The sequence below is a fragment of the Streptomyces sp. NBC_00464 genome (genome assembly GCF_036013915.1).
Lineage (GTDB): Bacteria > Actinomycetota > Actinomycetes > Streptomycetales > Streptomycetaceae > Streptomyces.
The window spans coordinates 486,743-509,680 of the sequence record NZ_CP107899.1 but is presented as its reverse complement, the minus strand read 5'-3'; the positions used below and the strand labels follow the sequence as shown (position 1 = coordinate 509,680).

Genomic DNA, 22,938 nt, shown 5'->3' with positions numbered 1-22,938 from the left:
GGCTTTTCGGAGGACCACTCGGCCCGGCATGACGGCGCCGCCCACGGGGCGTGGGCGTGTCATACCTGACCGAAGGTCTCGCCCGCCCGTAATGATCCACGAGCCCGGCCACCGGGAACCCGGAGGTTCCAGTGTGTCGACGACCGGTTTGCAGGGCTACTCCCCTTCGCAGCCGTCAACGTTACCGCACACGGCCATCCGCCGCCCACGTGCGGTCCAGGAAGTCCGCGATCAGCGGTGCGATCTGCGGGAGGTGGTCCTCCAGGGCGAAGTGCCCGGTCTCGAAGAGGTGCAGTTCGGCGTCCGGGAGATCGCGCAGATAGGCGCGGGCGCCGGGCTCGGGGAAGAACATGTCCGCTGCGCCCCAGACGACGAGCGCCGGCGGGGTGTGCTGGCGCAGCCAGTCCTGCCACTGCGGGTAGAGAGCCACATTGGAGTGGTAGTCGAAGGCCAGGTCCAGCTGCGGCTGGGTGCGGCCCGGCAGATCCAGGAAGTGCTGGTCCAGGGTCCAGCCGTCGGGCGCCACCAGCTCCGGATCGGCGGTGCCGCCCTCGTACTGGCCACGCGTGGCGGGCAGGGTCAGCAGCGACCGCACGGTGTCCGCGGCGCCGGGGGCCTCCGGCCGAAGGGCGATGAAGTCGCGGGCCTGCTGCGACAGCCCCTCCTCGTACGCGTTGCCGTTCTGGACCACCAGTCCGGCGATCCACTCCGGGTGGCGGGCGGCGAGCCGGAACCCGACGGGGGCGCCGAAGTCGAACACGTACAGGACGAAGCGGGACAGCCCGAGCTGCCGCACGAAGCCCTCGGTGATGTCGGCGAGCCGGTCGAAGGTGTACGTGAACGGGCCGCCCGCGGTCGAGGACGCCGGGGCGTCGCTGCGGCCGAAGCCCGGGTAGTCCGGGGCGATGAGGCGGTAGTGGGCGCCGAGCACGTCCATCAGCCGGCGGAACTGGTGCGAGGCCGACGGAAAGCCGTGCAGCAGCAGCATCACGGGGGCGTCGTCCGCCGCGCCGACGGGGAGCGACTCGCGGTAGAAGACACGGACGCCGTCGACCTCGATATGACGGTGACGGATGTGCGGAACAGCTTGAATCGCCATGTTCACATGCCTCCTTGGTGGCTCGATGCATTAGTTCTACGCGGGAGAGTCCTAATGCGTCAAGGAGGTGAGTTAGCATTAGGTACATGAATGGTCTTGAGCCCCTGACCGGCGAGCTGCTCGCCCTGGACCTGCTCAACACGCTGCCGTACACGGCGCAAGGGCCGCCGGCCGATCAGCTGGCGGACACGGCCGGGCTGCTGGCCTGGCTGGCCCTGGAGGGGGAGCGGCTGCCCGGAGCCACAGGGGTGGGGGAGGCGACCCCGGACGATCTGGTGGCGGTACGCGCGGTCCGGGCACACGCGGCGCTCGCCGTCGCGGCGGCCCGTCACGGCGAGTGCCCGCCGGTGTCCGCCCTGAGCGGGCTCAACGAGGCCCAGCTCGCCGCCCCCGCCATCCGGTACGCGGAATGGGACGGCGACGCCGTCGCGGTGACGGCCCGCCGCTCGGGCCCGCTCGGTGTGCGGGTGGCCGCGGCCCTGGCCGAGGAGGTGGCCGGGCTGCTGGCGGACCCGGCGCTCGCGAGGATCCGGGAGTGCGAGGCGGAGGACTGCACGATGCTGTTCGTGCCCGCCCACCCGCGCCGCCGCTGGTGCTCGGCCGAGCGCTGCGGCAACCGCGCCCGGGTGGCCCGCTACTACCGGCGCCACAAGGGGGAGGCGCCGGACGCCCAGCGGTAGCGGCCCCGGGAACGTCGAACTCCTACGCGGGCCTCCGCGCGAGCAGGAACGCCTGCGGGGTGGCCTCCCGCCGGTCCGCCGCCCGGACCAGCCTGGCCGTTACCTCGAAACCGGCACGCAGCAGCAGCCCGGCGACCCGCTCGGGGGAGAACCGGTAGACATCGAGGTCGACGGGATGCCCGTACGCGTGCTCCAGCCGGACCCGCTCGTCGCCCACCTTGAACGCCAGCAGCAGATGGCCGCCCGGGGCCAGCACCCGGTGGAACTCCGTCACGTACAGCTCCAGTTCCTCCGGCGGGGTGTGGACGAGCGAGTACCAGGCGAGAGCCCCGCGCAGCGAACCGTCCGCCAGGTCCAGGGGGCTCATCGTGCCCACATCGAACCGCAGGTCCGGGTGGCGCCGACGGGCCTCCGCCACCATGCCGGGCGACAGATCGACGCCGAACGCCGGCAGCCCGATGTCCCGCAGATACGCCGTCACCCGGCCCGGCCCGCAGCCGAGATCGGCGACGGGCCCGCCGCCGTCGGCCGTCACCTGCTCGGCGAAGGCGCCGAGCATCGCGCGGTCCAGCGGCTTGGCCGCGAGCTCGTCGGCGAGCAGGGACGCGTAGTCGACGGCGACGGTGTCGTACGAGGTGCGCGTGGTGCTGAGGGAGGAAGCGGCAGTCATGCCCCGGACCGTACCGGCGCCCACCGACATCAGGTCCCGGTACCTGCCCCCTGGGCCGAACCCGCCTCGTCCGCCAACCGGTTGAGCAGGGCGGGCAGCGCCGTGCCGATCGGCTCCCGGATCGTCTCCTGCGCCAGCGCGTCGTACGGCGTGGGCTCCGCGTTCATCACGATCAGCCGCGCCCCGTGCTCCGCCGCGATGCCGGCCAGCGAGGCGGCGGGCTGCACCTGGAGCGTCGTACCGACCGCGATGAACACCTCGCAGCCCTTGGCCACCGCCATCGCGTTGCCCAGCACCACCGGGTCGAGCCGTTCACCGAACATGACCGTGGCCGCCTTGAGGATCCCGCCGCACACACCGCACGGCGGATCCGGCTCCCCGGCCTCGACCCGGGCCAGGGCCTCGGCCATCGTCGAGCGGGCGTGACAGCGGGTGCACACCACCTGGAGTGCGGTGCCGTGCAGTTCGAAGACCTTGCGCGCGGAGAGACCGGCCGCCTGGTGCAGACCGTCGACATTCTGCGTGATCACCCGGACCGCCACGCCCGCCCGCTCCAGGTCCGCCACCGCGCGGTGGGCCGCGTTCGGCTCGGCGTTCCACGTCGCGGTGGTGCGCCGCATCTGCCAGGAGCGGCGGCGGATCTCGGGATCGGCCATGTACAGGTCGTACCGGACGAGCTTCTCGGCCTCCGGGTCCTTGCGCCACAGACCGTTGGGCCCGCGGTAGTCGGGGATGCCGGAGTCCGTGGAGATGCCGGCGCCGCTGAGGATCGCCACGAGTGTCATGCGGCGAGCGTACGCACCGCGCGCCGCATCTCGCGAGGCGATATCGGGTGCTGCTACGGTCGCCGCCATGGCGAAGGTGACAGTCAGTCTGGACGCGGAACTCGTGGTCGAAGTGATGGTGCTCGCAGGCGTCGGCAGCCCCCAGGACGCCGTCGAACTCGTCGTACGCGACTACATCGCACGCGGCCACCGCACCGAGGCCCGGACGGCGGCACGTGAGGAGACCGTGCGCGAGGACGGGATCAGGCCGCAGGAGCAGCAGGGCTGACCGGCGGCCCGGAGCCCGACCGTCAGCCGACGGGGCCGCCGTCCTCCAGTTCCACGGTGCCCGCGCCGGACTCCAGCGCGTCCAACGCCGCCCGTACGCGCCCGCGGAGCGAGCCCAGCAGGTAGCGGTCGATCTCCGCGGGCTCGACGAGCTTCCAGGACACGAGCTCCTCCTCCTGGAGCCGGACCGCCTTCAGCTGCTCCTCGTCCAGAACCCCGCCGTCGTACACATAGGCCACGATCGGCGGTCGCGCGCTGCCGCGCGCCCAGTCGACCACGAGCAGCCGGCCCGGCTCCAGGTCGAGGCCGATCTCCTCGGCCGACTCGCGCCGGGCCCCCTGGCGCGGGGTCTCGCCCTGCGCCGACTCGATCGTGCCGCCGGGCAGCGTCCAGCCCTCGCGGTAGTTCGGTTCGACGAGCAGCACCCGTCCCTGCGCGTCGCGGAAGATGCAGGCCGCACCGGCCAGCACCTTCGGGAGACCGGCGATGTACACGGCGTAGTCATTGGTGGTCACCACAGAAGCGTAGTGGTGGGCGCAGGACCAGGTACAGGGCCAGGTCCAGGGCCCGGACACCCATGGGCAGGGAGGGTGTGCTGCGGTTAGGGTCGGGGCGGCGCGACTGCCTGTTCGAATGCAAAGGAATCAAGGTGACGGACGGAGCAGTGATGGAGACCGCACGCGTGCTCGTCGCGGCGGACAAGTTCAAGGGCTCGCTCACGGCCGTGCAGGTCGCTGAGCGGGTGACGGCCGGGCTGCGGCGCGTCGCCCCCGGGGTACGGGTCGAGACCCTGCCCGTGGCGGACGGCGGCGACGGCACGGTGGCGGCCGCGGTGGCCGCCGGATTCGAGCGCCGCGAGGCGCGGGTGACCGGGCCGCTGGGCGACCCGGTCACCGCGGCCTATGCGGTGCGCGACACCACAGCGGTGGTCGAGATGGCCGAGGCCTCGGGCCTCCAGCATCTGCCCGCGGGCGTGTTCGCCCCGCTCACGGCCACCACGTACGGCTCCGGTGAGCTGCTGCTCGCCGCCCTGGAAGCGGGCGCGCGGACCATCGTGTTCGGGGTCGGGGGCAGCGCGACCACGGACGGCGGGGCGGGCATGCTGGCCGCCCTCGGCGCACGCTTCCTGGACGCGGACGGCAAGCCCGTCGGCCCCGGCGGCGGAGGACTCGCCGATCTCGCCACGGCCGACCTGTCCGGGCTCGACCCGCGGCTCGGCGAGGTCGACCTGATCCTCGCGAGTGACGTCGACAACCCGCTCACCGGGCCCAAGGGTGCGCCCGAGGTGTACGGCCGCCAGAAGGGCGCGACCGAGGACGACATCGCGGTGCTCGACGCGGCGCTCGCCCACTACGCCTCCGTGCTGGGGCCGGAGCAGGCACAACTGCCCGGAGCCGGTGCGGCGGGCGGAATCGGGTACGGGGCGCTCGTCGCGCTCGGCGCGCGGTTCCGGCCCGGGATCGAGGTGATGCTCGACGTCCTCGGCTTCGCGCCGGCACTGGCGCGGGCGACGCTGGTCGTCACCGGAGAGGGTTCACTCGACGAGCAGACCCTGCACGGCAAGGCCCCGGCCGGGGTCGCCGCGGCGGCGCGCGCGGCAGGCATCGAGGTGGTCGCGGTCTGCGGCCGTCTGGCGCTGACCCCGGAGGCGCTGGGGCGCGCGGGCATCCGCCGTGCCTACGCGCTCACGGAGCTGGAGCCGGACCCCGCGGTGTGCATGGCCGAGGCGGGGCCGCTGCTGGAGCGCGTGGCGGAGTCCATCGCACGGGACTTCCTGCGCTGAGGTGACGGGGGCGCGGGCCCTTCGGGGCTCCGCCCCCGAACCCCCGCTCCTCAATCGCCGGAGGGGCTTGAAATGCCCGGCGGCAACAGCCGCACCGCATCCAGCGCCAGCATCAGCTCCACCAGCTCGCGCGGCCGCGACAGCGAACGTGACGTCAACTCCTCCAGCCGCCGCAGACGGTTCAGCACCGTGTTCCGGTGGCAGCACAGCCGTACCGCCGTCCGCCCCACCGAACCCCCGCACTCCAGCCACGCGTCCAGCGTCGACACCAGCAGGGTCCGGTCGGCCGGGTCGCGTGCCAGGAGCGGGCCGAAGACGTCCGTGGCCAGATAGGCCGCGAGGGCGGGCGCTCCCGCCACCAGCGCCGTGGGGACCCGGCCGTCCAGGCAGACGACCGCCTCGCCACCCGGGCCGCACGTCAGCAGCGCCGCATCGGCCAGCCTGCGCGCCGTGCCCAGGGCGGACAGGTTGTCCACCGCCGGGCTGACCCCTCCGGGACCGGGCCCCCCGTCCGACAACAGGGCGGCGACGGCCGCCGGATCCGCGTCGCCCAGCGCCACCACCGCGATCTCCCGGTCCCGCCGCGGCCGCCAGAGGAACCGCATCCCGTGCGCATCGCCGGGACGGCTCCCGGCGCACCCGCGCACCGGGACCACCGCCACCGCGTACCGACCACGCTCCGGGAGCCCCAGCACCGCACCGGTGAGCGCCGCGAGGCCCGGCCCGGTCTCGTCCTCCAGCAGCGCGTCGAGCAGCGCCCACCCCCGCTCGTCCCCGCGCTGCCGCATGCCCGCTCCGTCCTCCGCACGCCCCCGGGGGGCCGCTTCCACGCCTCGGTCCTCACCGGACCGCCGTCGTGAGGATGGCACCGGTCCGGGCCGGGGGCGACAGCGCACACCCCGCCTCTGTGCGCGTGCACAACCGGCGGTCCTCCGCACGGGGCACCCGCAGCGTTTCGGCCGGTGACCGTGGACGCGCGGCCCGCCCGCTGCTGGTCTGTGGCCCCAGAGAGGCACAGGGCAGGCACAGGCAGGCACCGGCGGACACCGTCGGCCACGCCCCGGCCGGGGCCCTGCACACCACGAATCGACGCGTCGATTCCACGACAAGGCGGAAGGAGGAGGACGCATGGCAACGCTCGAGATCCGCGCACTGTCCGTGGGCTACGGCCCGGTACGGTCCCTGCGCGACGTCTCCCTCGATGTGCCGGCCGGCGCGATCACCGCCGTACTCGGCGGCAACGGGGCCGGGAAGACCACGCTGTTGCGGGCCATCTCGCGGACCCTCGGCTTCCACCGCGGGACGGGTACGGGCACCGTCCACTTCGACGGACGCCCCCTGGACGGGCTGCGCCCCGCCCAGGTGGTGGCCGCCGGAGTGGTCCAGGTGCCCGAGGGACGACAGGTGTTCGCCCGGATGACGGTGGCCGACAATCTGCGGGCGGGCGCCCTCGGGGCCCGCGGCGGCCGCAAGGCGTCGGCGGGCGCGCTGAGCCGCGTACACGAGCTGTTCCCGGTACTGGCCCAGCGCGCGCACCAGCGTGCCGGGCTGCTGTCGGGCGGCGAGCAGCAGATGCTGGCGATGGGCCGGGCCCTGATGGCCCGGCCCCGGCTGCTGCTGCTCGACGAACCCTCGCTCGGGCTCGCCCCGCTGATGGCGCAGCGCATCGCCGAGACGGTGCAGGAGATCAACGCGTCGGGCACCTCCGTCCTGCTCGTCGAGCAGAACGCGGCGATCGCTCTGCGGCTCGCCTCCACGGCCTATGTCCTGGAGGTCGGCGAGGTCACCCTTGAGGGGCCGGCCGACGAACTCGCCGCATCCGACGAGGTGCGCCGCCGCTACCTGGGCGTCGTCGACGAGACGGCCGCCGAGGACGCGGACCGGGCCGCGGGCTCCGTACGCACTCTGAGCAGGTGGTCCGCATGACGACCGCCCAGGAGACCGCCCCGGTCGCGACCGCCCCGGCCGCACTCGCCGTCCGTGACGTCACCGTCCGCTTCGCCGGACTCACCGCGCTCGACGGCATCTCCTTCACCGTGGAGCCGGGCAGCGTGCACGCCGTGATCGGCCCCAACGGGGCAGGGAAGTCGACCACCTTCAACGTGCTGTCCGGGGTGTACCGCGCGACATCCGGCACCGTCCACCTCGGCACGACGGAACTCACCGGACTCGCCCCGCACAGGATCGCCCAACTCGGCGTCGCCCGTACGTTCCAGAACCTCGCGCTGCCCCCGCACGCCACCGTCACCGACAGCCTGCTCCTCGGCCGCCACCGGCTCACCCGCGCCGGGTTCGTCGCCAGTGGACTGCGTCTGCCCTCCGCCGCCCGCGAGGCCCGCCGCCATCTGGAACGGGTCCGCGAGATCGCCGAATTCATCGGTCTGGACAAGGTGTTGGACCGGCCCGCCGGGGCGCTCCCGTACGGACAGCAGAAGCTCGTCGAACTCGGCCGCGCCCTGTGCATGGAGCCGCAGGTCCTTCTCCTGGACGAACCCGTCGCCGGGATGACCGCCGACGAACGCCGGCGCACCGCAGCGGTCGTGGCCGGGGTCCGGGACAGCCTCGGCATCTCGATCGTGCTCGTCGAACACGACATGGGCGTGGTGATGAAGCTCGCGGACGCCGTGACCGTACTCGACTTCGGACGCAGGATCGCGGACGGCACCCCCGCCGAGGTCCAGAACGATCCGGCCGTCGTCCAGGCCTACTTGGGGGCACAGGAATGACCACCTTCATCGAACTCCTCCTCGGCGGCCTCTCCATCGGCTCGGTCTACGCACTGATCGCGCTCGGCTTCGTCGTCATCTTCAAGGCCACCGAGGTCGTCAACTTCGCCCACGCCTCCCTGCTCCTCGCGGGCGGCTACGTGACCGCGGTCCTCCACGACGACATCGGCTTCTGGCCCGCGCTCGCCGTCGGCATCGCGGGCGCGGCCGTCGTCGGAGCGGCAGTCGAGTTCCTGGTGATGCGCCGCTACCGGGGCAGCGACCACAGCGTCCTGGCGATCGTCACCATCGGGGTCGACATCCTCCTGACCACCGAACTCACCCGGCGCATGGGCACGGACGTGCTCGCGCTCGGCGACCCTTGGGGCGACGGCGTCGTCACCATCGGCGGCGTCACCCTCGCCGAGACCCGGATCGCCGCGTTCCTCGCCGCCGGCCTGCTCATCACCGTGTTCCTGCTCGCCTTCCGTTTCACCTCCTGGGGGGTGTCCATGCGGGCCGCCGCCGAGAACCCGCAGACCGCGGCCCTGATGGGGATCAAGCTCGGCCGGGTCTCGCTCGCCGCCTGGGCGGTGGCCGGAGCGCTTGCCGCGGTGGCCGCACTGTTCCTCACCGTCTTCCCCACACCCGGTCTGGAACGGGCCACTTCACTGGCCGCGCTCAAGGCCTTCCCCGCCGCCATCCTCGGCGGACTCGACTCGACGACCGGGGCCCTCGCCGGGGGACTGATCGTCGGCGTCACCGAATCGCTCGCCACCGGCTACCAGAGCGACCTCTCCTTCCTGGGCCGCGGCATCGGCGATCTCGCCCCCTACCTGGTGATGGTGCTCGTGCTGCTCCTGCGGCCCGCGGGACTCTTCGGTACGAAGGAGCTCGCCCGTGTCTGACACCACGACCGCACCGCCCGCGACGGCCGCCGCACTCGTCGCCCGGCTGCGCCACCCGCGTACCTACCTCTGGGCCGTCGGCTCGGTCCTGCTGCTCGCGTTCCCCTTCTACCTGGACCGCTTCTGGCTCCAGGCCGGACTCTTCGCGATGGCCGCCGCCATCGGCGCCATCGGGCTCAACCTCCTCACCGGCGCCACCGGCCAGCTCTCCATGGGCCACGCCTTCTTCCTCGCGGTCGGCGCGTACGGCTACTGCGTCCTCGCGGGGGAGAGCAGTACGGAGAACGGACACGAGCTCTCCGGACTCGGCCTGCCCAGCTGGCTCGCCGCCGTGCTCGCCGTACTTCTCGCGGGCGCCGCCGGCGGATTGTTCAGCCCCATCGCGAGCCGGCTGCGCGGCGCCTATCTCGGCATCGCCACGCTGGCGCTGATCTTCATCGGCCAGCATGTGCTGTTCAACGCCGGCTCCCTCACCGGCGGCTTCAACGGCCGTGCGGTACCGACCCTTTCGCTCTTCGGCTTCGGCTTCGACGACACCGAGGTCATCGTCGCCGGAGTGCCGTTCCAGTCCTCCGAGAAGCTCTGGTACGCGGCGCTGCTCGCCCTGCTCCTGAGCGGCCTGTTCGCCCGCGGAGTGCTGCGCGGCCGGCCGGGCCGGGCGCTCAACGCCATCCGCGACCACCGCATCGCGGCCGGTGTGATGGGCGTCCCGGTGGCCCGTTACCGGGCGGGCGTCTTCGTCCTGTCCTCGATGTACGCCGGACTGGCGGGCGTCCTGCTCGCGCTGGTCTTCCAGCGGACCGTGCCCGAGTACTTCGGCATGGTCCTGTCCCTCGAATACCTCGCCATGATCGTCATCGGCGGGCTCGGCACCGTGGCGGGAGCGGTCGTCGGGGCCGCGTTCGTCTCGCTGCTGCCGCAGCTGCTCACCCACTACAGCGATTCCCTGCCCCTGGTCTCGGCCCCCGGTACGGGTGGTCTGGCTCCGGGCGAGGCATCGCGCTATCTGTACGGCGCCGCGGTGGTCGCGGCTGTTCTGTTCCTGCCCGGCGGCCTGACACGTCTGATGAAGAACTCGGGAGAGAAGAAATGAAACTGCGTGTGCTCGGGGCCGTGTGCGCGGCCCTCACCCTCACCCTCGTGGGCTGCAGCGAGAAGGCCAAGTCCTCCGACGAGGGGGCCCAGGACAAGAGCGGAGTGAAGACCGGCGAGGGCGTCACGGACTCGACGATCTCGCTGGGTGCGCTCACCGACATGACCGGGGTCTACGCCTCGCTCGGCAAGAGCGTCACCCAGGCCCAGCAGCTCTGGGTCAAGCAGACCAACGCAGCGGGCGGCATCTGCAAGCGCAAGGTCGAGCTGACCGTGCGCGACCACGGTTACGACCCGCAGAAGGCCATCGCCGGCTACACCGAACTGGAGCCGAAGGTGCTGGGCTTCACCCAGTTCATCGGTTCCCCGTTCGTGGCCGCGGTCGAGCAGCGCATCGACGGTCAGGACAAGGGACTCGTCCTGCCGCAGGCATGGTCGGCGAATCTGCTCGGCAGCAAGTACGTCCGCGTCATCGGCGCCACGTACGACGTCGAGACGATCAACCTGATCGACTACCTGCTCGCCGAGAAGCGCATCGCCAAGGGCGACAAGATCGGTCATGTCTACTTCGAGGGCGACTACGGCGAGAACGCCCTGGCCGGCTCGAAGTACGCGGCGAAGGAGGCGGGCCTCACCGTCGTCGAGCAGAAGATCAAGCCCACCGACAACGACATGACCGCCCAGGTCTCCGCGCTCAAGCAGGCCGGCGTCAAGGCCGTCATTGTCAGCGCCGGCCCGCGTCAGGCGGCCTCGCTGGTCGGTGTCGCCGCGGCCACCGGCTTCAAGGTCCCGGTCGTCGGCAACAACTCGGCGTACGCTCCCCAGTTGCTGAAGACCCAGGCAGGACCGGCCCTGATGCAGGACTACTACGTCGCGGCGTCCACCCTGCCGATCGGCGACCCGGGCGCCGGCCCGGCGAAGCTCGCCAAGGAGTACGGCGCCGAGTACCCGAAGGACGGCCTCGACAACGGCGTCGTCGCGGGATACAACGCGGCGAGCCTGTTCGGTGAGGCGCTGAAGAAGGCCTGTGCCTCCAAGGACCTCACCCGTGAGGGCATCGACAAGGCGCTGCTGACCATCACGGACTTCGGCAGCGACTTCGGGATGCCGCACGACTTCTCCGACCCGGCGGCGCCCTCCACCCGGGAGAGCGTGATCATGAAGCCGGACGCCAAGATCCCCGGTGGTCTCAAGGTCGTCAGGCCCGCCCAGGCGGCAGCGGCGGCGAAGTCCTACACGCTGAAGTAGCCCGAGCACGACGGCAGAGGCCGCCGGGCGGCACGCATCATGCGTGCCGCCCGGCGGTCGTGCGTGTGACTGCTCAGCTGGTGTAGGCCTCCAGTTCGGAGAGCTGTGCGGCCGGCCAGCCGGTGTTGCCGGTGAACGTGAGCCGCAGATAGCGGGAGGACGTGCCGGGCAGGGTGACGGTCGCCTTGTTCCCGCTCGACGGATCGAAGGTGTAACCCGCCGATGCCTTGAGCGAGTTGAACGTGTTGTTGTCGGTGCTTCCCGACACGCTCAGCGTCTGCGTGCGGGTGGACCAGGCGGCCGCCGGCGGCAGCTTCAGGACCAGCCGCTTGACCGCCTTCGCGGCGCCGAGATCCACGGTGATGGTCTGCGGGAAGGCGTGGTTGGCGCTCTCCCAGTAGCTGTTCGCGTCGCCGTCCACGGCCCTGGACGCGCTGTACACGTCGGCGTGGCCGGATTCGGTGACGTTGCGGCCCTGGGCGAGGTTGCCCGTTTCGGCAGGCGGATCCGTGGGCGGGTCGGTCGGGTCGGTCGGCGGGTCGGTGGGCGGGTCCGTCGGACCGCTGCCGCCGCCCGGCACACCGCCGTTGGTCCAGACGGGGGCCGGCCAGTTGCCGGTGCAGGCCGGCGGATCGGCGTACCAGCCGGAGTTTCCGGTGCCCCGGGTGATCTCGAAGCCGCTGCCCACGCAGTTGTGGATCGGGTTGGACTGCGCGATGTGCGTGGCCACCACGTTGTTGAAGGTCGCCTTGCCGGGGGACTGGACCTGCAGCGCGTAGGTGCCTGCGCCGTCGATCCTTATGTTGTCGAAGTGCAGTCCGTTGGTCGCGCCCTCGATGAGGTGGATCGCGGCGTAGGAACTGTCCAGGATCTCGGTGTCCGAGATGTTGATCGTGGCGTTGATCGGTTCGTTGAGCCCGCTGAACCAGACGGCGCCGACCCCGAACTGCCAGTTGTAGTCGTTGTTCCCGGTGCGGATCAGAGTGTTGCGCGCCGCCGTGGTGGTGCCCGAGACGGCGGTGCCCTGACCGGAGTTGACCCCGGGATAGCGGTTGGCGATGTGCAGACCGCCGCCGTTGGTGATGGTGTCCGACATGACGTTGTCGGAGATGGTGATGTCCTTGCCGCCGTACGTGACGATGTTGTTGGCGAGGATCGGCAGGATCACGGTGTTGAACGTGAACTTGTTCTTCACGTTCGGGATGTTCTCCGCCCACATCGCCAGACCGTCGTCACCGGTGTTGCGGACGAAGGTGTTGGTGACCGTGGAGTTCGTGACGCCGTAGTGGAAGTTCACGCCGTCCGCGGTCTGGTCCAGGATGCGGCTGTTCCTGATGGTGAAGTTGTCCATCGGGCCGTCCATCCAGGCACCGCACTTGGTGTGCTGCATCCAGACGTTGTCGACGGTCGAGTTCGACAGGGCGCCGCCGATGGCGTTGACCTGGTCGTTGTCCTCGCGCTCCCGGATGTCGCCGATGATCGCGAAGTCCTTGAGCGTGACGTTGCTGCTGCCGCCCTGTGCGGCGTACTTGCCGTAGACGCCGACGGCCTTGCTCCGGTTCGAGGGATCACGCCCGGTCAGGACGGAGTACCAGGGACCGGCGCCACGCAGGGTCACCTGGTCCACGACGATGTGGTCGCGGACCTGGAAGGTGCCCTGTGGGATGTACACCTGCTTGCCCTGGGCCTTGCCCGCGTCGACGGCAGCCTGGATCTTGGCGGTCGAGTCGGCGGCCCCGGTCGGGTCGGCACCGAAGTCGGCGACCACGTCGAGGGCGCCCGAGGGCTTGGCGGTGGGCGCGGCCACCTGCTCGAAGTCCGCCAGGTCGATGGTGAACGACGGTGAGGCGGCGGTGGAGGAGACCTGCAGCCGGACCTTCGTACCGGCCGCGAGGGTCGACCCGAACATGGTCCGGGCCTCGTCGTAGAAGTGGTGCGGGTTGGTGTCTCCCGGGTTGTTGTTGAAGGGATAGCCGCCGTAGTACCAGCCGTACTTCGACGTGACCGGCACAGCCTTGGGCGAGGCACCGTTCACTGTCACGTCGATCGAGGCGTCCCGGCCCGATCCGGCGGCGTTGTCCGGCAGCGAGTACCGGAAGGACATGGCGTTCGCGGGGGCGGTGAGCGTGAACTCCACGTACTCACCGACCGCGTCCAGCGTTACGGCCTGTCGGCCCGATGCCTCCGAGGGCAGCGTGCCGTACAGGCGGTTCGGGCCGATCAGGGTGCCGTTCGTGGCGGCGTACTCGGCTTCCTGCTCCTTGAACGGAACGGTCGCACCGCGACCGGGGACCGCCAGAGGGGAGGGGGCGGGGACCCCCGCCGCCCGGGCGGGCGGAGCGCTGGACAGGACCACGGCGGCGGAGACGCCGAACGCGGCGAGTGCCAGCGAGAGAGAGGCGGACAGGGATCGTCTGAGCAACGGGCGTCGGGATGGTGGGGTCACGTCACAGTCGTCCTTGCGGCTCGTGGGGGCTCTGCGGACGCCCACAGGCTAGGAGTAGTAACGCAAGGACGTCTATGTCGGTGCGCAAATTTCTGCTCTAGTTACTCAAATATATGACTCAACTTTGGGGGGTAATGGGGTAGTTGGTTACGTTTGGTCATCGTGTGGGCAGGTCGGGCCCCCGAGTGCGGCGGAGCGTTGCGCCAGAGACCCCGTGGTGGCGCGCAAAAGATTCGCATCAGCTCGGAAGAACGCCGACACTGGCTGCATCCGGCTCGGCGGAATGGCGGGAAAGCCCGTTCAGGTGGTTTCGCTTCTCATTCCCTACGCCGCTTCGCGAGTCAGTGCTTCTCTTGGATGGGGCGCACTGAAATCGGCGCTCCATCTCTTCGTTGAGTGGGGTCTCGCATGTCCAGCGGTCTCATCATGTTCGCGGTCCCCGAGCGCAAGGAAGGCGAAGGCGCCAGAGCCGGACAACTGCGCCGCATCGAGCGCGTGCTGGTGGACCGGGGATTCGAGGTGCGCAGAGCGTCGACCGCTCATGATGCGCTGGCGGTACTGCGGACGGAAGCGGGAATGGTCGCGGCCGTCGTGGACTGGGACCTTCCGAAGGCGGATGCGGACGGCGGTGGGCCCGGGGGTTCCGATGTCCTGCGCCAGGCCGACGGGCGCTTTCGGAACCTTCCGGTCTTCCTCGTCACGGATGGCGACGATCTCCAGCATCTGCCGCTGTGGGTGGCCGAGTCCGTCATCGGATATATCTGGCCTTTGGAGGATACCGCCGCCTTTATTGCGGGACGGATCGTAACTGCGTCCCGCACCTATGAGGAGGGCCTTCTGCCGCCCTTCTTCAAGGCGCTGCGCCGCTTCGATGACGCGCACGAATACTCCTGGCACACCCCGGCTCACGCGGGAGGAGTCGGTTTCCTCAAGTCGCCGGTGGGCCGGGCCTTCCACGACTATTTCGGGGAACGAATTCTGCGCAGTGATCTGTCGATCTCGGTGGAGGAACTCGGCTCGCTCTTCGAGCACACCGGCGCGGTCGGCGACGCGGAGGCGAATGCCGCCCGGATTTTCGGCGCCGACCGCACGTATTTCGTTCTGCACGGCGATTCGACCTGTGACCGCATGGTCGGGCATTTCAGCGTCACCCGAGACGAGATCGCCCTCGTGGACCGCAACTGCCACAAGTCCGTGCTGCACGGTCTCGTCCTCTCGGGCGCCCGGCCGGTATACCTGATTCCGACCCGCAACGGTTACGGACTCGCGGGTCCGCTGCCGCCGGGCGGGATCGAGGCAACAGCGATCGCCTCCAGAATCGCCGCGAACCCGCTGACCCGGGGCGCGGTCTCCGCCGAGGCGCAGTACGCGGTGCTCACCAACTCCACGTACGACGGACTGTGCTACCAGTCGCTCCAGGTCGCCCGGGCCCTCGCACCCAGCACACCGCGACTCCACTTCGACGAAGCATGGTTCGCCTACGCCCGCTTCCATCCCCTCTACGCGGGGCGCTACGGCATGGCGGTGGACGCGGAGAGCTTTCCGGAGCCCGAGCGGCCGACCGTCTTCGCCACCCAGTCGACGCACAAGCTGCTCTCGGCCATCTCGCAGAGCGCCATGGTGCACGTGAGGTCCGCCCCGCGGGCCCCGGTCGAGCACGACCGGTTCAACGAGGCGTTCATGATGCACGGCACCACCTCGCCGCTCTACCCGATGATCGCCTCACTTGATGTGGCCGCTGCGATGATGGACGGGCCGCAGGGCACGTGGCTGATCGACGAAGCGGTGACGGAGGCCATCCGCTTCCGCCAGACGATGGTGCGCACGGCACAGCGGATCGGGCAGGCCGGTGACCGGCCCGACTGGTTCTTCGGCGTCTGGCAGCCGGAGACCGTCACCGACCCCGCCACCGGTGACCGGGTGCCCTTCGCCGAGGCCCCGCCGGCCCTGCTCGGCACGCACTCGTCGTGCTGGGAACTGGAACCGGGCGCCGACTGGCACGGCTTCGAGGGCCTCTCCCAGGGGTACTGTCTGCTCGACCCGGTCAAGGTGACCTTGACCTGCCCCGGTATCGACGCGCGAGGGAGCATGGCGGAGTGGGGCATCCCCGCTCGCGTACTCACTGCCTATCTGGCCACCAGGAACATCGTGGTGGAGAAGACCGACAGCTACACCACGCTGATTCTCTTCTCTATGGGGATCACCAAGGGCAAGTGGGGAACCCTGATGGACGCCTTGATGGACTTCAAGACGCTCTACGACCAGGACGTCCAGTTGTCGGAACTGCTGCCCGCACTGGTGGCGCAGCACCCGGGCCGCTACGCGGGCAGCAGCCTGCGGGGCCTGTGCCGGCAGATGCACGACCACCTGCGGCAGGGGCGTCTGGTGGAGTTGCTCGACACCGCGTTCCAGGAGCTTCCCGTGCCCGTCGTACCGCCTCAGCACTGCTACGAACGACTTGTCCGCAGTGGCACCGAGCGGGTGCGCCTCACGGAGGCCGCCGACCGTGTGGCCGCGGCCATGGTCACCGTCACCCCGCCGGGCATTCCCGTCCTGATGCCCGGCGAGAACACCGGCGGTCCGGACGGTCCGCTGCTGAGCTATCTGACCGCACTCGAATCGTTCGACCGTTCTTTCCCCGGATTCCGGAGTGAGACGCACGGCGTCACACGCGACCCGGACACCGGCGACTACCTGATCGAATGCGTCCGAACCGATCCGGCCGAGGCACTGTCACACGGGTGAGACGCCGCCGCGTCGCCGGGCTCCGGCGAGGCGTACGGGCGTCTCGCTCCGATCGAGCCGGACGTCGTGCAAGAGGGCCCGGATGCTGGGGAGCATCCGGGCCCTCTTGCATGATGTGCGACTACGGCAGCTGAGCCGCTCGTGCCTCGCGCCGGTTGTCACGGAAGGTGTTCACCCGGCGGGCGGTCGCGAAGAGCGGGATGACCGCTCCCAGGACCACCTGGAGCGCACAGCCGGTCTGGAGCAGCAGCTGACCGCCGGGGGCGTCGAACGCCCATCCGGCCAGCAGCCCCATCGCGGCCACGATCCAGCCGAGCATCGCCACCGCGAGGACACCCCGCGGCTTGGGGTACTCGACCCGGCTGACCATCAGCCACGCCACTCCGATGATCGCGAGCAGCGTCGGCACGAAGGGCAGCTCCAGGAGCACGATCGAGATGACCGTGAGCGCTCCGAAGGGGCTCGGCATGCCCTGGAACATGCCGTCCTTCAAGGTCACGCAGGAGAATCTCGCAAGCCTGAGCACCACCGCCAGCAGGACCACGATCGCGGCGAGCGCCGAGACCCGCTGGTGTGCGTCGTCCGCGACCATGCCGTACACGAGGACGAAGTACGCCGGGGCGAGTCCGAAGCTGACCAGGTCCGAGAGGTTGTCCAGCTCGGCACCCATCGGCGACGAGCGCAGCTTGCGGGCCACGAGTCCGTCGAACAGGTCGAAGATGGCGGCCATGAGCATGAGGATCACGGCGGTGGCCGCGGAGTGCCGCGCCATGCCGCTCTCGTCGCTGCCCGTGAGGTGCGGGATGAGGATCCCCGTGGTGGTGAAGTACACCGCCATGAAGCCGCACGTGGCGTTACCGAGAGTGAGGGTGTCCGCTATCGACAGCCGCATGGAGAGCGGCATGTCCTCGGCGTCGTCCTCGGCCTCGGCCTCCGGCACCCAGCCGGCCTGTGTATCAGGATCAATCACGGTCAATGCGAGTCACCCCCGCGGTGGTGGCCTGGCCGACCTCGACCGCGACGTCCACACCTTCCGGGAGGTAGATGTCGACACGCGAACCGAAGCGGATCAGACCGATGCGCTCGCCCTGCTCCACCTTCGTGCCCTGCGGAATGTAGGGAACGATGCGGCGGGCGACCGCACCCGCGATCTGCACCATCTCGATGTCACCGAGCTCGGTGTCGAAGTGCCAGACAACGCGCTCGTTGTTCTCGCTCTCCTTGTTGAACGCCGGAACGAAACCACCGGGGATGTGCTCGACCGAGGTCACGGTGCCGGCCAGCGGCGCGCGGTTGACGTGGACGTTCAGCGGGCTCATGAAGATCGCGACGCGGGTACGCCCGTCCTTCCACGGCATGATGCTCTGCACCACGCCGTCGGCCGGTGAGATGACGCGACCCTGGGTGATCTCGCGCTCGGGGTCGCGGAAGAACCACAGCATGCCCGCCGCGAGCGCGGTGGTGGGCACGGCTACCGCCGCCCAGCGCCCGGACTTGCGGGCCCGGGTCAGGCTGAGGGCGGCGGTGGCGACGGTCGGCAGGAGCCACGGCGAAGCTCCGCGTGCGATGCGGACCCCGCCGCGTGTGGCAGAGGTATGGCTGTCGGGCATGGATGACCTTCGTAGCGGATGAGGCCGCGCTGGCAACGGGGGACGGCGGCTTTCCGGCGATGTTATCGGTTGCGGACCGCAACTGGGCAAGCCAGCAGCCGAGTCGGACGTCTGGAAGGCACCGGATGAGGATGACAGGGTGTGATCTTCTTCGCGGTAAAATCACCGCGAAAGGGACAATCAACCCTGGAAACGGTACTCCTCGAGGAGTCGGCGCCCGATGATCATTTTCTGGATCTCGGCGGTACCTTCACCGATCAGCAGCATCGGGGCCTCACGGTAGAGGCGCTCGATCTCGTACTCCTTGGAGAAGCCGTAACCGCCGTGGATACGGAAGGCGTCCTCGACGACTTCCTTGCAGTACTCGGAGGCGAGGTACTTCGCCATCCCTGCCTCCAGGTCGTTTCGCTCCCCGGAGTCCTTTTTGCGCGCTGCATTTACCATCATCGCATGCGCGGCCTCGACCTTGGTGGCCATTTCGGCCAGCTTGAACTGGATCGCCTGGTGCTGGGCGATCGGCTTTCCGAAGGTGTGGCGCTGCTGCGCGTAGGAAACGCCCAGTTCGAATGCACGCTGTGCGACGCCACAGCCACGCGCAGCCACGTTTACGCGGCCGACCTCCACTCCGTCCATCATTTGGTAAAACCCTCGGCCGGTGGTGCCGCCCAGCACTCGATTGGCCGGAATGCGCAGTCCGTCCATGATGAGCTCGGTGGTGTCGACGCCCTTGTAGCCCATCTTGTCGATCTTTCCCGGGATGGTGAGACCGGGCCGGACCTCGCCGAATCCGGGCTCCTTCTCCACCAGGAAGGTCGTCATCGACTTGTGCGGCGGAGTGCCCTCGGGGTGGCCTTCGTCACTCCGGCACAGGACGGCGACGAGCGAGGACGTGCCGCCGTTCGTCAGCCACATCTTCTGGCCGTTGAGGACGTACTCGTCGCCGTCCTTGACGCCCTTGGAGCTGATCGCCGAGACATCGGAGCCCAGCGCCGGCTCGGACATCGAGAAGGCGCCACGGACCTCGCCCAGCGCCATCCGGGGCAGGAAGGTGTCCTTCTGCTCCTGTGTGCCGTGCTGCTTGAGCATGTACGCCACGATGAAGTGCGTGTTGATGATTCCCGACACGCTCATCCAGCCGCGGGCGATTTCCTCCACACACAGCGCGTATGTGAGAAGCGACTCACCCAGACCCCCGTACTCCTCGGGAATCATCAGCCCGAACAGGCCGAGTTCCTTGAGGCCCTCGACGATCTCGATCGGATACTCGTCGCGGTGCTCCAGCTGGGTCGCGACCGGAATGATCTCCTTGTCGACGAAATCCCGGACCGTGGAGAGGATTTCCTGCTGGACGTCGTTGAGACCGGCTGTCTGGGCGAGTCGCGTCATGGCTACTTCTCCACGTTCTTCTGCGAAGGCTGCTTCAGCTCCGGGCGGCCGGGCTGCTCGCCGCCCCGCTCCTTGATGTACGTCTCGGTGGGAACCATGACCTTGCGGCGGAACACGCAGACGAGTGTGCCGTCCTGCTTGTAGCCCTTGGTCTCCACGTAAACGATTCCGCGGTCGCTCTTGGATTTTGACGGCGTCTTGTCCAGGACGGTGGTCTCGCCGTAGATCGTGTCGCCGTGGAAGGTCGGCGCCACGTGCTTCAGCGACTCGACCTCCAGATTGGCGATGGCCTTTCCGGAGACGTCCGGGACCGACATCCCGAGCAGCAGCGAGTAGATGTAGTTGCCGACGACGACGTTCTTGCCGAAGTCGGTCGTCTTCTCCGCGTAGTTGCTGTCCATGTGCAGCGGGTGATGATTCATGGTCAGCAGGCAGAAGAGGTGGTCGTCGTATTCGGTGACGGTCTTTCCGGGCCAGTGCTTGTAGACCGCACCGACCTCGAATTCCTCGTATGTGCGTCCGAACTGCATGATCAGGCCTCCGGCGCTTCGAACTTGGAGGTGCGCTGCATGCCGGCCGCGCGGCCCTTGCCCGCGATGACCAGGGCCATCTTGCGGCTGGCCTCGTCGATCATCTCGTCGCCGAGCATCGCGGAGCCCTTCTTGCCGCCCTCCTCGGAGGTGCACCAGTCGTAGGCGTCGAGGATGAGCTCGGCGTGGTCGTAGTCCTCCTGCGAGGGCGAGAACACCTCGTTGGCCGCGTCGACCTGGCCGGGGTGCAGCACCCACTTGCCGTCGAATCCGAGCGCCGCGGCACGGCCGGCGACCTCGCGGTACGCGTCCACGTCGCGGATCTGGAGGAACGGGCCGTCGATCGCCTGGAGGTCGTGCGTCCGCGCCGCCATCAGGATGCGCATCAGGATGTAGTGGTAGGCGTCCGCGCCGTAGCCGGGCGGCTGCTGACCGACGACCAGGGTCTTCATGTTGATCGACGCCATGAAGTCCGCCGGGCCGAAGATGAGGGTTTCGAGACGGGGCGAGGCCGCGGCGATGTCGTCGATGTTGACGAGACCCTTGGCGTTCTCGATCTGCGCCTCGATGCCGATCTTCCCGACCTCGAAGCCCATCGTCTTCTCGATCTGGGTGAGCAGCAGGTCCAGCGCGACGACCTGCTGGGCGTCCTGGACCTTCGGCAGCATGATGCAGTCGAGGTTGGGGCCCGCGCCCTCGACGACCGTGATGACGTCGCGGTACGTCCAGTGCGTCGTCCAGTCGTTGACCCGCACCACCCGGGTCTTGCCCGTCCAGTCGCCGTTGTTCAGCGCGTCGACGATGTGGTGACGGGCGCCCTCCTTGGCGAGCGGCGCGCAGGCGTCCTCCAGGTCGAGGAAGACCTGGTCGGCCGGGAGGCCTTGGGCCTTCTCCAGGAACCGGGGATTCGAGCCGGGCACAGCCAGGCAGGAGCGGCGCGGACGCAGACGGTTCACGGGCTGGGTCATGCGGGGACCTCCAGAGGGTCGAGCTTGTTCGCTTTCCGGATCTCGTCGACGATACGGCCGATGATCTCCGTGATACCGAAGTCCTTCGGGGTGAATACGGCGGCGACACCGGCCTTGATCAGGGCCTCGGCGTCGGCGGGGGGAATGATTCCGCCCGCGATCACCGGGATGTCGCCGGCGCCGGTGCGGCGCAGCCGGTTCAGTACGTCCGGCACCAGCTCGGCGTGCGAGCCGGACAGGATCGACAGACCGACGCAGTGCACGTCCTCGGCGACGGCGGCCGAGACGATCTGTTCGGGCGTCAGGCGAATGCCCTGGTAGACGACCTCGAAACCGGCGTCCCGGGCGCGCACGGCGATCTGCTCGGCGCCGTTGGAGTGCCCGTCCAGTCCGGGCTTGCCGACGAGCAGCCGCAGCCGGCCCGCGCCCAGGTCCTCGGCGGTCCTGGCGACCTTCTCGCGTACGAGGGCCAGCGGGGTGCCCGCCTCCGCCGTCACCGCGACCGGCGCGGACGACACACCGGTCGGTGCGCGGAACTCGCCGAAGACGTCGCGCAGGGCCCAGGACCACTCGCCGGTGGTGACGCCCGCGCGGGCGCACTCGACGGTCGCCTCCATCATGTTCTCGGTGCCCGCGGCGGCCTTCTTCAGGGCGGCCAGCGCCTCGGTGGCACGGGGCTCGTCGCGGTTGTCGCGCCACTCGTGCAGCGCGGCGACGACCTTGGCCTCATTCGCCGGGTCGACCGTCATGATCGCGGCGTCGAGGTCGGCCGTGAGCGGATTGGGCTCGGTCGTCCCGTAGATGTTGACGCCGACGATCTTCTCCTCGCCGCCCTCGATCCGGGCGCGCCTGGCGGCGTGCGAGGAGACCAGCTCCGACTTCAGATAACCGGACTCGACGGCCGCCATGGCGCCGCCCATCTGCTCGATCCGGTCCATCTCGGCGAGCGAGTCGGTGACCAGCTCGTCCACCTTGGCCTCGATGACGTGGGACCCGGCGAAGATGTCCTCGTACTCCAGCAGATCGCTCTCATGGGCGAGGACCTGCTGGATGCGCAGCGACCACTGCTGGTCCCAGGGCCGGGGGAGCCCCAGCGCCTCGTTCCAGGCGGGCAGCTGCACGGCGCGGGCGCGGGCGTCCTTGGAGAGCGTGACGGCCAGCATCTCCAGCACGATGCGCTGGACGTTGTTCTCCGGCTGCGCCTCCGTCAGACCGAGCGAGTTGACCTGGACGCCGTAACGGAAGCGGCGCTGCTTGGCGTCGGTGATGCCGTAGCGCTCGCGGGTGACCCGGTCCCAGATGCGGCCGAAGGCGCGCATCTTGCACATCTCCTCGATGAAGCGGACGCCCGCGTTCACGAAGAAGGAGATCCGGGCGACCACATCGCCGAACTTCTCCTCGGGCACCTGCCCGGAGTCGCGGACCGCGTCGAGCACGGCGATCGCCGTCGACATGGCGTACGCGATCTCCTGGACCGGGGTGGCCCCGGCCTCCTGCAGGTGATAGCTGCAGATGTTGATCGGGTTCCACTTCGGGATGCGGTTGACCGTGTACGTGATCATGTCGGTGGTCAGCCGCAGCGAGGGCCCCGGCGGGAAGACGTGCGTCCCGCGCGAGAGGTACTCCTTCACGATGTCGTTCTGTGTCGTGCCCTGGAGCTTGCCGGCGTCTGCGCCCTGCTCCTCGGCGACGACCTGATAGAGCGCCAGCAGCCACATGGCGGTGGCGTTGATCGTCATCGAGGTGTTCATCTGCTCCAGGGGGATGCCCTGGAACAGCCGACGCATGTCGCCGAGGTGCGAGACGGGCACGCCGACCCGGCCCACCTCGCCGCGGGCGAGGACGTGATCGGGGTCGTAACCCGTCTGCGTCGGCAGGTCGAAGGCGACCGACAGACCTGTCTGACCCTTGGCGAGGTTACGCCGGTAGAGCTCGTTGGACGCCTCGGCCGTCGAGTGGCCGGCGTACGTCCTCATGAGCCAGGGCCGGTCCTTCTGGCGCTCAGTCATATCCGGG

General features: G+C 69.6%; 21 protein-coding genes. 9 read left to right on the top strand and 12 right to left on the bottom strand.

Annotated elements, in window-relative coordinates; all coding sequences use genetic code 11:
* Window positions 1-181 precede the first annotated feature (181 nt).
* Window positions 182-1,099: an alpha/beta fold hydrolase gene (locus tag OG912_RS02205; RefSeq protein WP_327707900.1), complete on the bottom strand. Its 918-nt coding sequence runs from the start codon at window positions 1,097-1,099 to the stop codon at window positions 182-184.
* Between the two features lie 86 nt (window positions 1,100-1,185).
* Between OG912_RS02205 and OG912_RS02200 the strand changes: the two genes are divergently transcribed.
* Window positions 1,186-1,779, top strand: a complete 594-nt coding sequence (locus tag OG912_RS02200) for a CGNR zinc finger domain-containing protein (protein WP_327707899.1) — start codon at window positions 1,186-1,188, stop codon at window positions 1,777-1,779.
* A gap of 22 nt (window positions 1,780-1,801) precedes the next feature.
* Here the strand turns inward: OG912_RS02200 and OG912_RS02195 are convergent, their stop codons facing one another.
* Entirely contained in the window at window positions 1,802-2,449 is a 648-nt protein-coding gene (locus OG912_RS02195) for a class I SAM-dependent DNA methyltransferase (RefSeq protein ID WP_327707898.1), read from the bottom strand.
* A gap of 29 nt (window positions 2,450-2,478) precedes the next feature.
* Window positions 2,479-3,234: an SIR2 family NAD-dependent protein deacylase gene (locus tag OG912_RS02190; RefSeq protein WP_327707897.1), complete on the bottom strand. Its 756-nt coding sequence runs from the start codon at window positions 3,232-3,234 to the stop codon at window positions 2,479-2,481.
* 67 nt (window positions 3,235-3,301) lie between these two features.
* On the opposite strand from OG912_RS02190, the gene OG912_RS02185 reads away from it, so the two are divergent.
* Entirely contained in the window at window positions 3,302-3,502 is a 201-nt protein-coding gene (locus tag OG912_RS02185) for a type II toxin-antitoxin system VapB family antitoxin (RefSeq protein WP_327707896.1), read from the top strand.
* A gap of 22 nt (window positions 3,503-3,524) precedes the next feature.
* Here OG912_RS02185 and OG912_RS02180 read toward each other — a convergent pair whose 3' ends face one another.
* Window positions 3,525-4,016 (bottom strand): NUDIX hydrolase, encoded by a 492-nt coding sequence (locus tag OG912_RS02180; RefSeq protein ID WP_327707895.1) that lies wholly within the window; start codon window positions 4,014-4,016, stop codon window positions 3,525-3,527.
* A gap of 152 nt (window positions 4,017-4,168) precedes the next feature.
* On the opposite strand from OG912_RS02180, the gene OG912_RS02175 reads away from it, so the two are divergent.
* On the top strand, window positions 4,169-5,284 hold the full coding sequence (locus OG912_RS02175) for a glycerate kinase (protein WP_327713319.1): 1,116 nt from the start codon (window positions 4,169-4,171) through the stop codon (window positions 5,282-5,284).
* 50 nt (window positions 5,285-5,334) lie between these two features.
* Here the strand turns inward: OG912_RS02175 and OG912_RS02170 are convergent, their stop codons facing one another.
* Window positions 5,335-6,072, bottom strand: a complete 738-nt coding sequence (locus OG912_RS02170; protein ID WP_327707894.1) for a PucR family transcriptional regulator — start codon at window positions 6,070-6,072, stop codon at window positions 5,335-5,337.
* A gap of 340 nt (window positions 6,073-6,412) precedes the next feature.
* Here OG912_RS02170 and OG912_RS02165 point away from each other — a divergent pair, with 340 nt between their 5' ends.
* The 5 genes from OG912_RS02165 to OG912_RS02145 are packed head-to-tail and all read left to right on the top strand — an operon-like array spanning window position 6,413 to window position 11,237.
* On the top strand, window positions 6,413-7,210 hold the full coding sequence (locus OG912_RS02165; protein ID WP_327707893.1) for an ABC transporter ATP-binding protein: 798 nt from the start codon (window positions 6,413-6,415) through the stop codon (window positions 7,208-7,210).
* Window positions 7,207-8,010, top strand: coding sequence for an ABC transporter ATP-binding protein (locus tag OG912_RS02160; RefSeq protein ID WP_327707892.1), 804 nt, complete (start codon window positions 7,207-7,209; stop codon window positions 8,008-8,010). Before OG912_RS02165 ends, OG912_RS02160 begins: the two co-directional genes overlap by 4 nt.
* Complete coding sequence (locus OG912_RS02155) at window positions 8,007-8,897, top strand: branched-chain amino acid ABC transporter permease (RefSeq protein WP_326739998.1); 891 nt, start codon at window positions 8,007-8,009, stop codon at window positions 8,895-8,897. The genes OG912_RS02160 and OG912_RS02155 overlap by 4 nt, the downstream gene beginning before the upstream one ends.
* Window positions 8,890-9,990 (top strand): branched-chain amino acid ABC transporter permease, encoded by a 1,101-nt coding sequence (locus OG912_RS02150; protein ID WP_327707891.1) that lies wholly within the window; start codon window positions 8,890-8,892, stop codon window positions 9,988-9,990. The genes OG912_RS02155 and OG912_RS02150 overlap by 8 nt, the downstream gene beginning before the upstream one ends.
* The gene (locus OG912_RS02145; RefSeq protein WP_326740000.1) at window positions 9,987-11,237 is read left to right on the top strand and encodes an ABC transporter substrate-binding protein; all 1,251 of its coding nucleotides are present in this window, start codon (window positions 9,987-9,989) and stop codon (window positions 11,235-11,237) included. Before OG912_RS02150 ends, OG912_RS02145 begins: the two co-directional genes overlap by 4 nt.
* 73 nt (window positions 11,238-11,310) lie before the next feature.
* On the opposite strand, the gene OG912_RS02140 is transcribed toward OG912_RS02145, so the two are convergent.
* A complete protein-coding gene (locus tag OG912_RS02140) occupies window positions 11,311-13,683 on the bottom strand; it encodes a discoidin domain-containing protein (RefSeq protein ID WP_327707890.1) in 2,373 nt (790 codons plus the stop codon).
* Window positions 13,684-14,091: 408 nt separating this feature from the next.
* Between OG912_RS02140 and OG912_RS02135 the strand changes: the two genes are divergently transcribed.
* Window positions 14,092-16,428, top strand: a complete 2,337-nt coding sequence (locus OG912_RS02135; RefSeq protein ID WP_327707889.1) for an Orn/Lys/Arg decarboxylase N-terminal domain-containing protein — start codon at window positions 14,092-14,094, stop codon at window positions 16,426-16,428.
* Between the two features lie 121 nt (window positions 16,429-16,549).
* Here the strand turns inward: OG912_RS02135 and pssA are convergent, their stop codons facing one another.
* The 6 genes from pssA to OG912_RS02105 form a co-directional block, all read right to left on the bottom strand.
* Complete coding sequence (pssA, locus tag OG912_RS02130) at window positions 16,550-17,368, bottom strand: CDP-diacylglycerol--serine O-phosphatidyltransferase (protein ID WP_326740842.1); 819 nt, start codon at window positions 17,366-17,368, stop codon at window positions 16,550-16,552.
* Window positions 17,369-17,390: 22 nt separating this feature from the next.
* On the bottom strand, window positions 17,391-18,038 hold the full coding sequence (locus tag OG912_RS02125) for a phosphatidylserine decarboxylase (RefSeq protein ID WP_326740003.1): 648 nt from the start codon (window positions 18,036-18,038) through the stop codon (window positions 17,391-17,393).
* A 180-nt stretch (window positions 18,039-18,218) separates the two neighbouring features.
* Complete coding sequence (locus tag OG912_RS02120; protein WP_326740004.1) at window positions 18,219-19,424, bottom strand: acyl-CoA dehydrogenase family protein; 1,206 nt, start codon at window positions 19,422-19,424, stop codon at window positions 18,219-18,221.
* A 2-nt stretch (window positions 19,425-19,426) separates the two neighbouring features.
* Entirely contained in the window at window positions 19,427-19,954 is a 528-nt protein-coding gene (locus tag OG912_RS02115) for a MaoC family dehydratase (RefSeq protein ID WP_327707888.1), read from the bottom strand.
* A 2-nt stretch (window positions 19,955-19,956) separates the two neighbouring features.
* Window positions 19,957-20,922 carry an HpcH/HpaI aldolase/citrate lyase family protein gene (locus tag OG912_RS02110; RefSeq protein WP_327707887.1) on the bottom strand — a complete coding sequence of 322 codons (966 nt, stop codon included), beginning with the start codon at window positions 20,920-20,922 and terminating at the stop codon, window positions 19,957-19,959.
* Entirely contained in the window at window positions 20,919-22,931 is a 2,013-nt protein-coding gene (locus tag OG912_RS02105; protein ID WP_327707886.1) for a protein meaA, read from the bottom strand. The genes OG912_RS02110 and OG912_RS02105 overlap by 4 nt, the downstream gene beginning before the upstream one ends.
* Between the last annotated feature and the right edge of the window lie 7 nt (window positions 22,932-22,938).

Coding starts and splice junctions, on each gene's coding strand:
- OG912_RS02205 (WP_327707900.1), bottom strand. CDS start 1,099: ATGGCGATTCAAGCTGTTCCGCACATCCGTCACCGTCATATCGAGGTC.
- OG912_RS02200 (WP_327707899.1), top strand. CDS start 1,186: ATGAATGGTCTTGAGCCCCTGACCGGCGAGCTGCTCGCCCTGGACCTG.
- OG912_RS02195 (WP_327707898.1), bottom strand. CDS start 2,449: ATGACTGCCGCTTCCTCCCTCAGCACCACGCGCACCTCGTACGACACC.
- OG912_RS02190 (WP_327707897.1), bottom strand. CDS start 3,234: ATGACACTCGTGGCGATCCTCAGCGGCGCCGGCATCTCCACGGACTCC.
- OG912_RS02185 (WP_327707896.1), top strand. CDS start 3,302: ATGGCGAAGGTGACAGTCAGTCTGGACGCGGAACTCGTGGTCGAAGTG.
- OG912_RS02175 (WP_327713319.1), top strand. CDS start 4,169: ATGGAGACCGCACGCGTGCTCGTCGCGGCGGACAAGTTCAAGGGCTCG.
- OG912_RS02170 (WP_327707894.1), bottom strand. CDS start 6,072: ATGCGGCAGCGCGGGGACGAGCGGGGGTGGGCGCTGCTCGACGCGCTG.
- OG912_RS02165 (WP_327707893.1), top strand. CDS start 6,413: ATGGCAACGCTCGAGATCCGCGCACTGTCCGTGGGCTACGGCCCGGTA.
- OG912_RS02160 (WP_327707892.1), top strand. CDS start 7,207: ATGACGACCGCCCAGGAGACCGCCCCGGTCGCGACCGCCCCGGCCGCA.
- OG912_RS02155 (WP_326739998.1), top strand. CDS start 8,007: ATGACCACCTTCATCGAACTCCTCCTCGGCGGCCTCTCCATCGGCTCG.
- OG912_RS02145 (WP_326740000.1), top strand. CDS start 9,987: ATGAAACTGCGTGTGCTCGGGGCCGTGTGCGCGGCCCTCACCCTCACC.
- OG912_RS02135 (WP_327707889.1), top strand. CDS start 14,092: ATGTCCAGCGGTCTCATCATGTTCGCGGTCCCCGAGCGCAAGGAAGGC.
- OG912_RS02125 (WP_326740003.1), bottom strand. CDS start 18,038: ATGCCCGACAGCCATACCTCTGCCACACGCGGCGGGGTCCGCATCGCA.
- OG912_RS02120 (WP_326740004.1), bottom strand. CDS start 19,424: ATGACGCGACTCGCCCAGACAGCCGGTCTCAACGACGTCCAGCAGGAA.
- OG912_RS02115 (WP_327707888.1), bottom strand. CDS start 19,954: ATGCAGTTCGGACGCACATACGAGGAATTCGAGGTCGGTGCGGTCTAC.
- OG912_RS02110 (WP_327707887.1), bottom strand. CDS start 20,922: ATGACCCAGCCCGTGAACCGTCTGCGTCCGCGCCGCTCCTGCCTGGCT.
- OG912_RS02105 (WP_327707886.1), bottom strand. CDS start 22,931: ATGACTGAGCGCCAGAAGGACCGGCCCTGGCTCATGAGGACGTACGCC.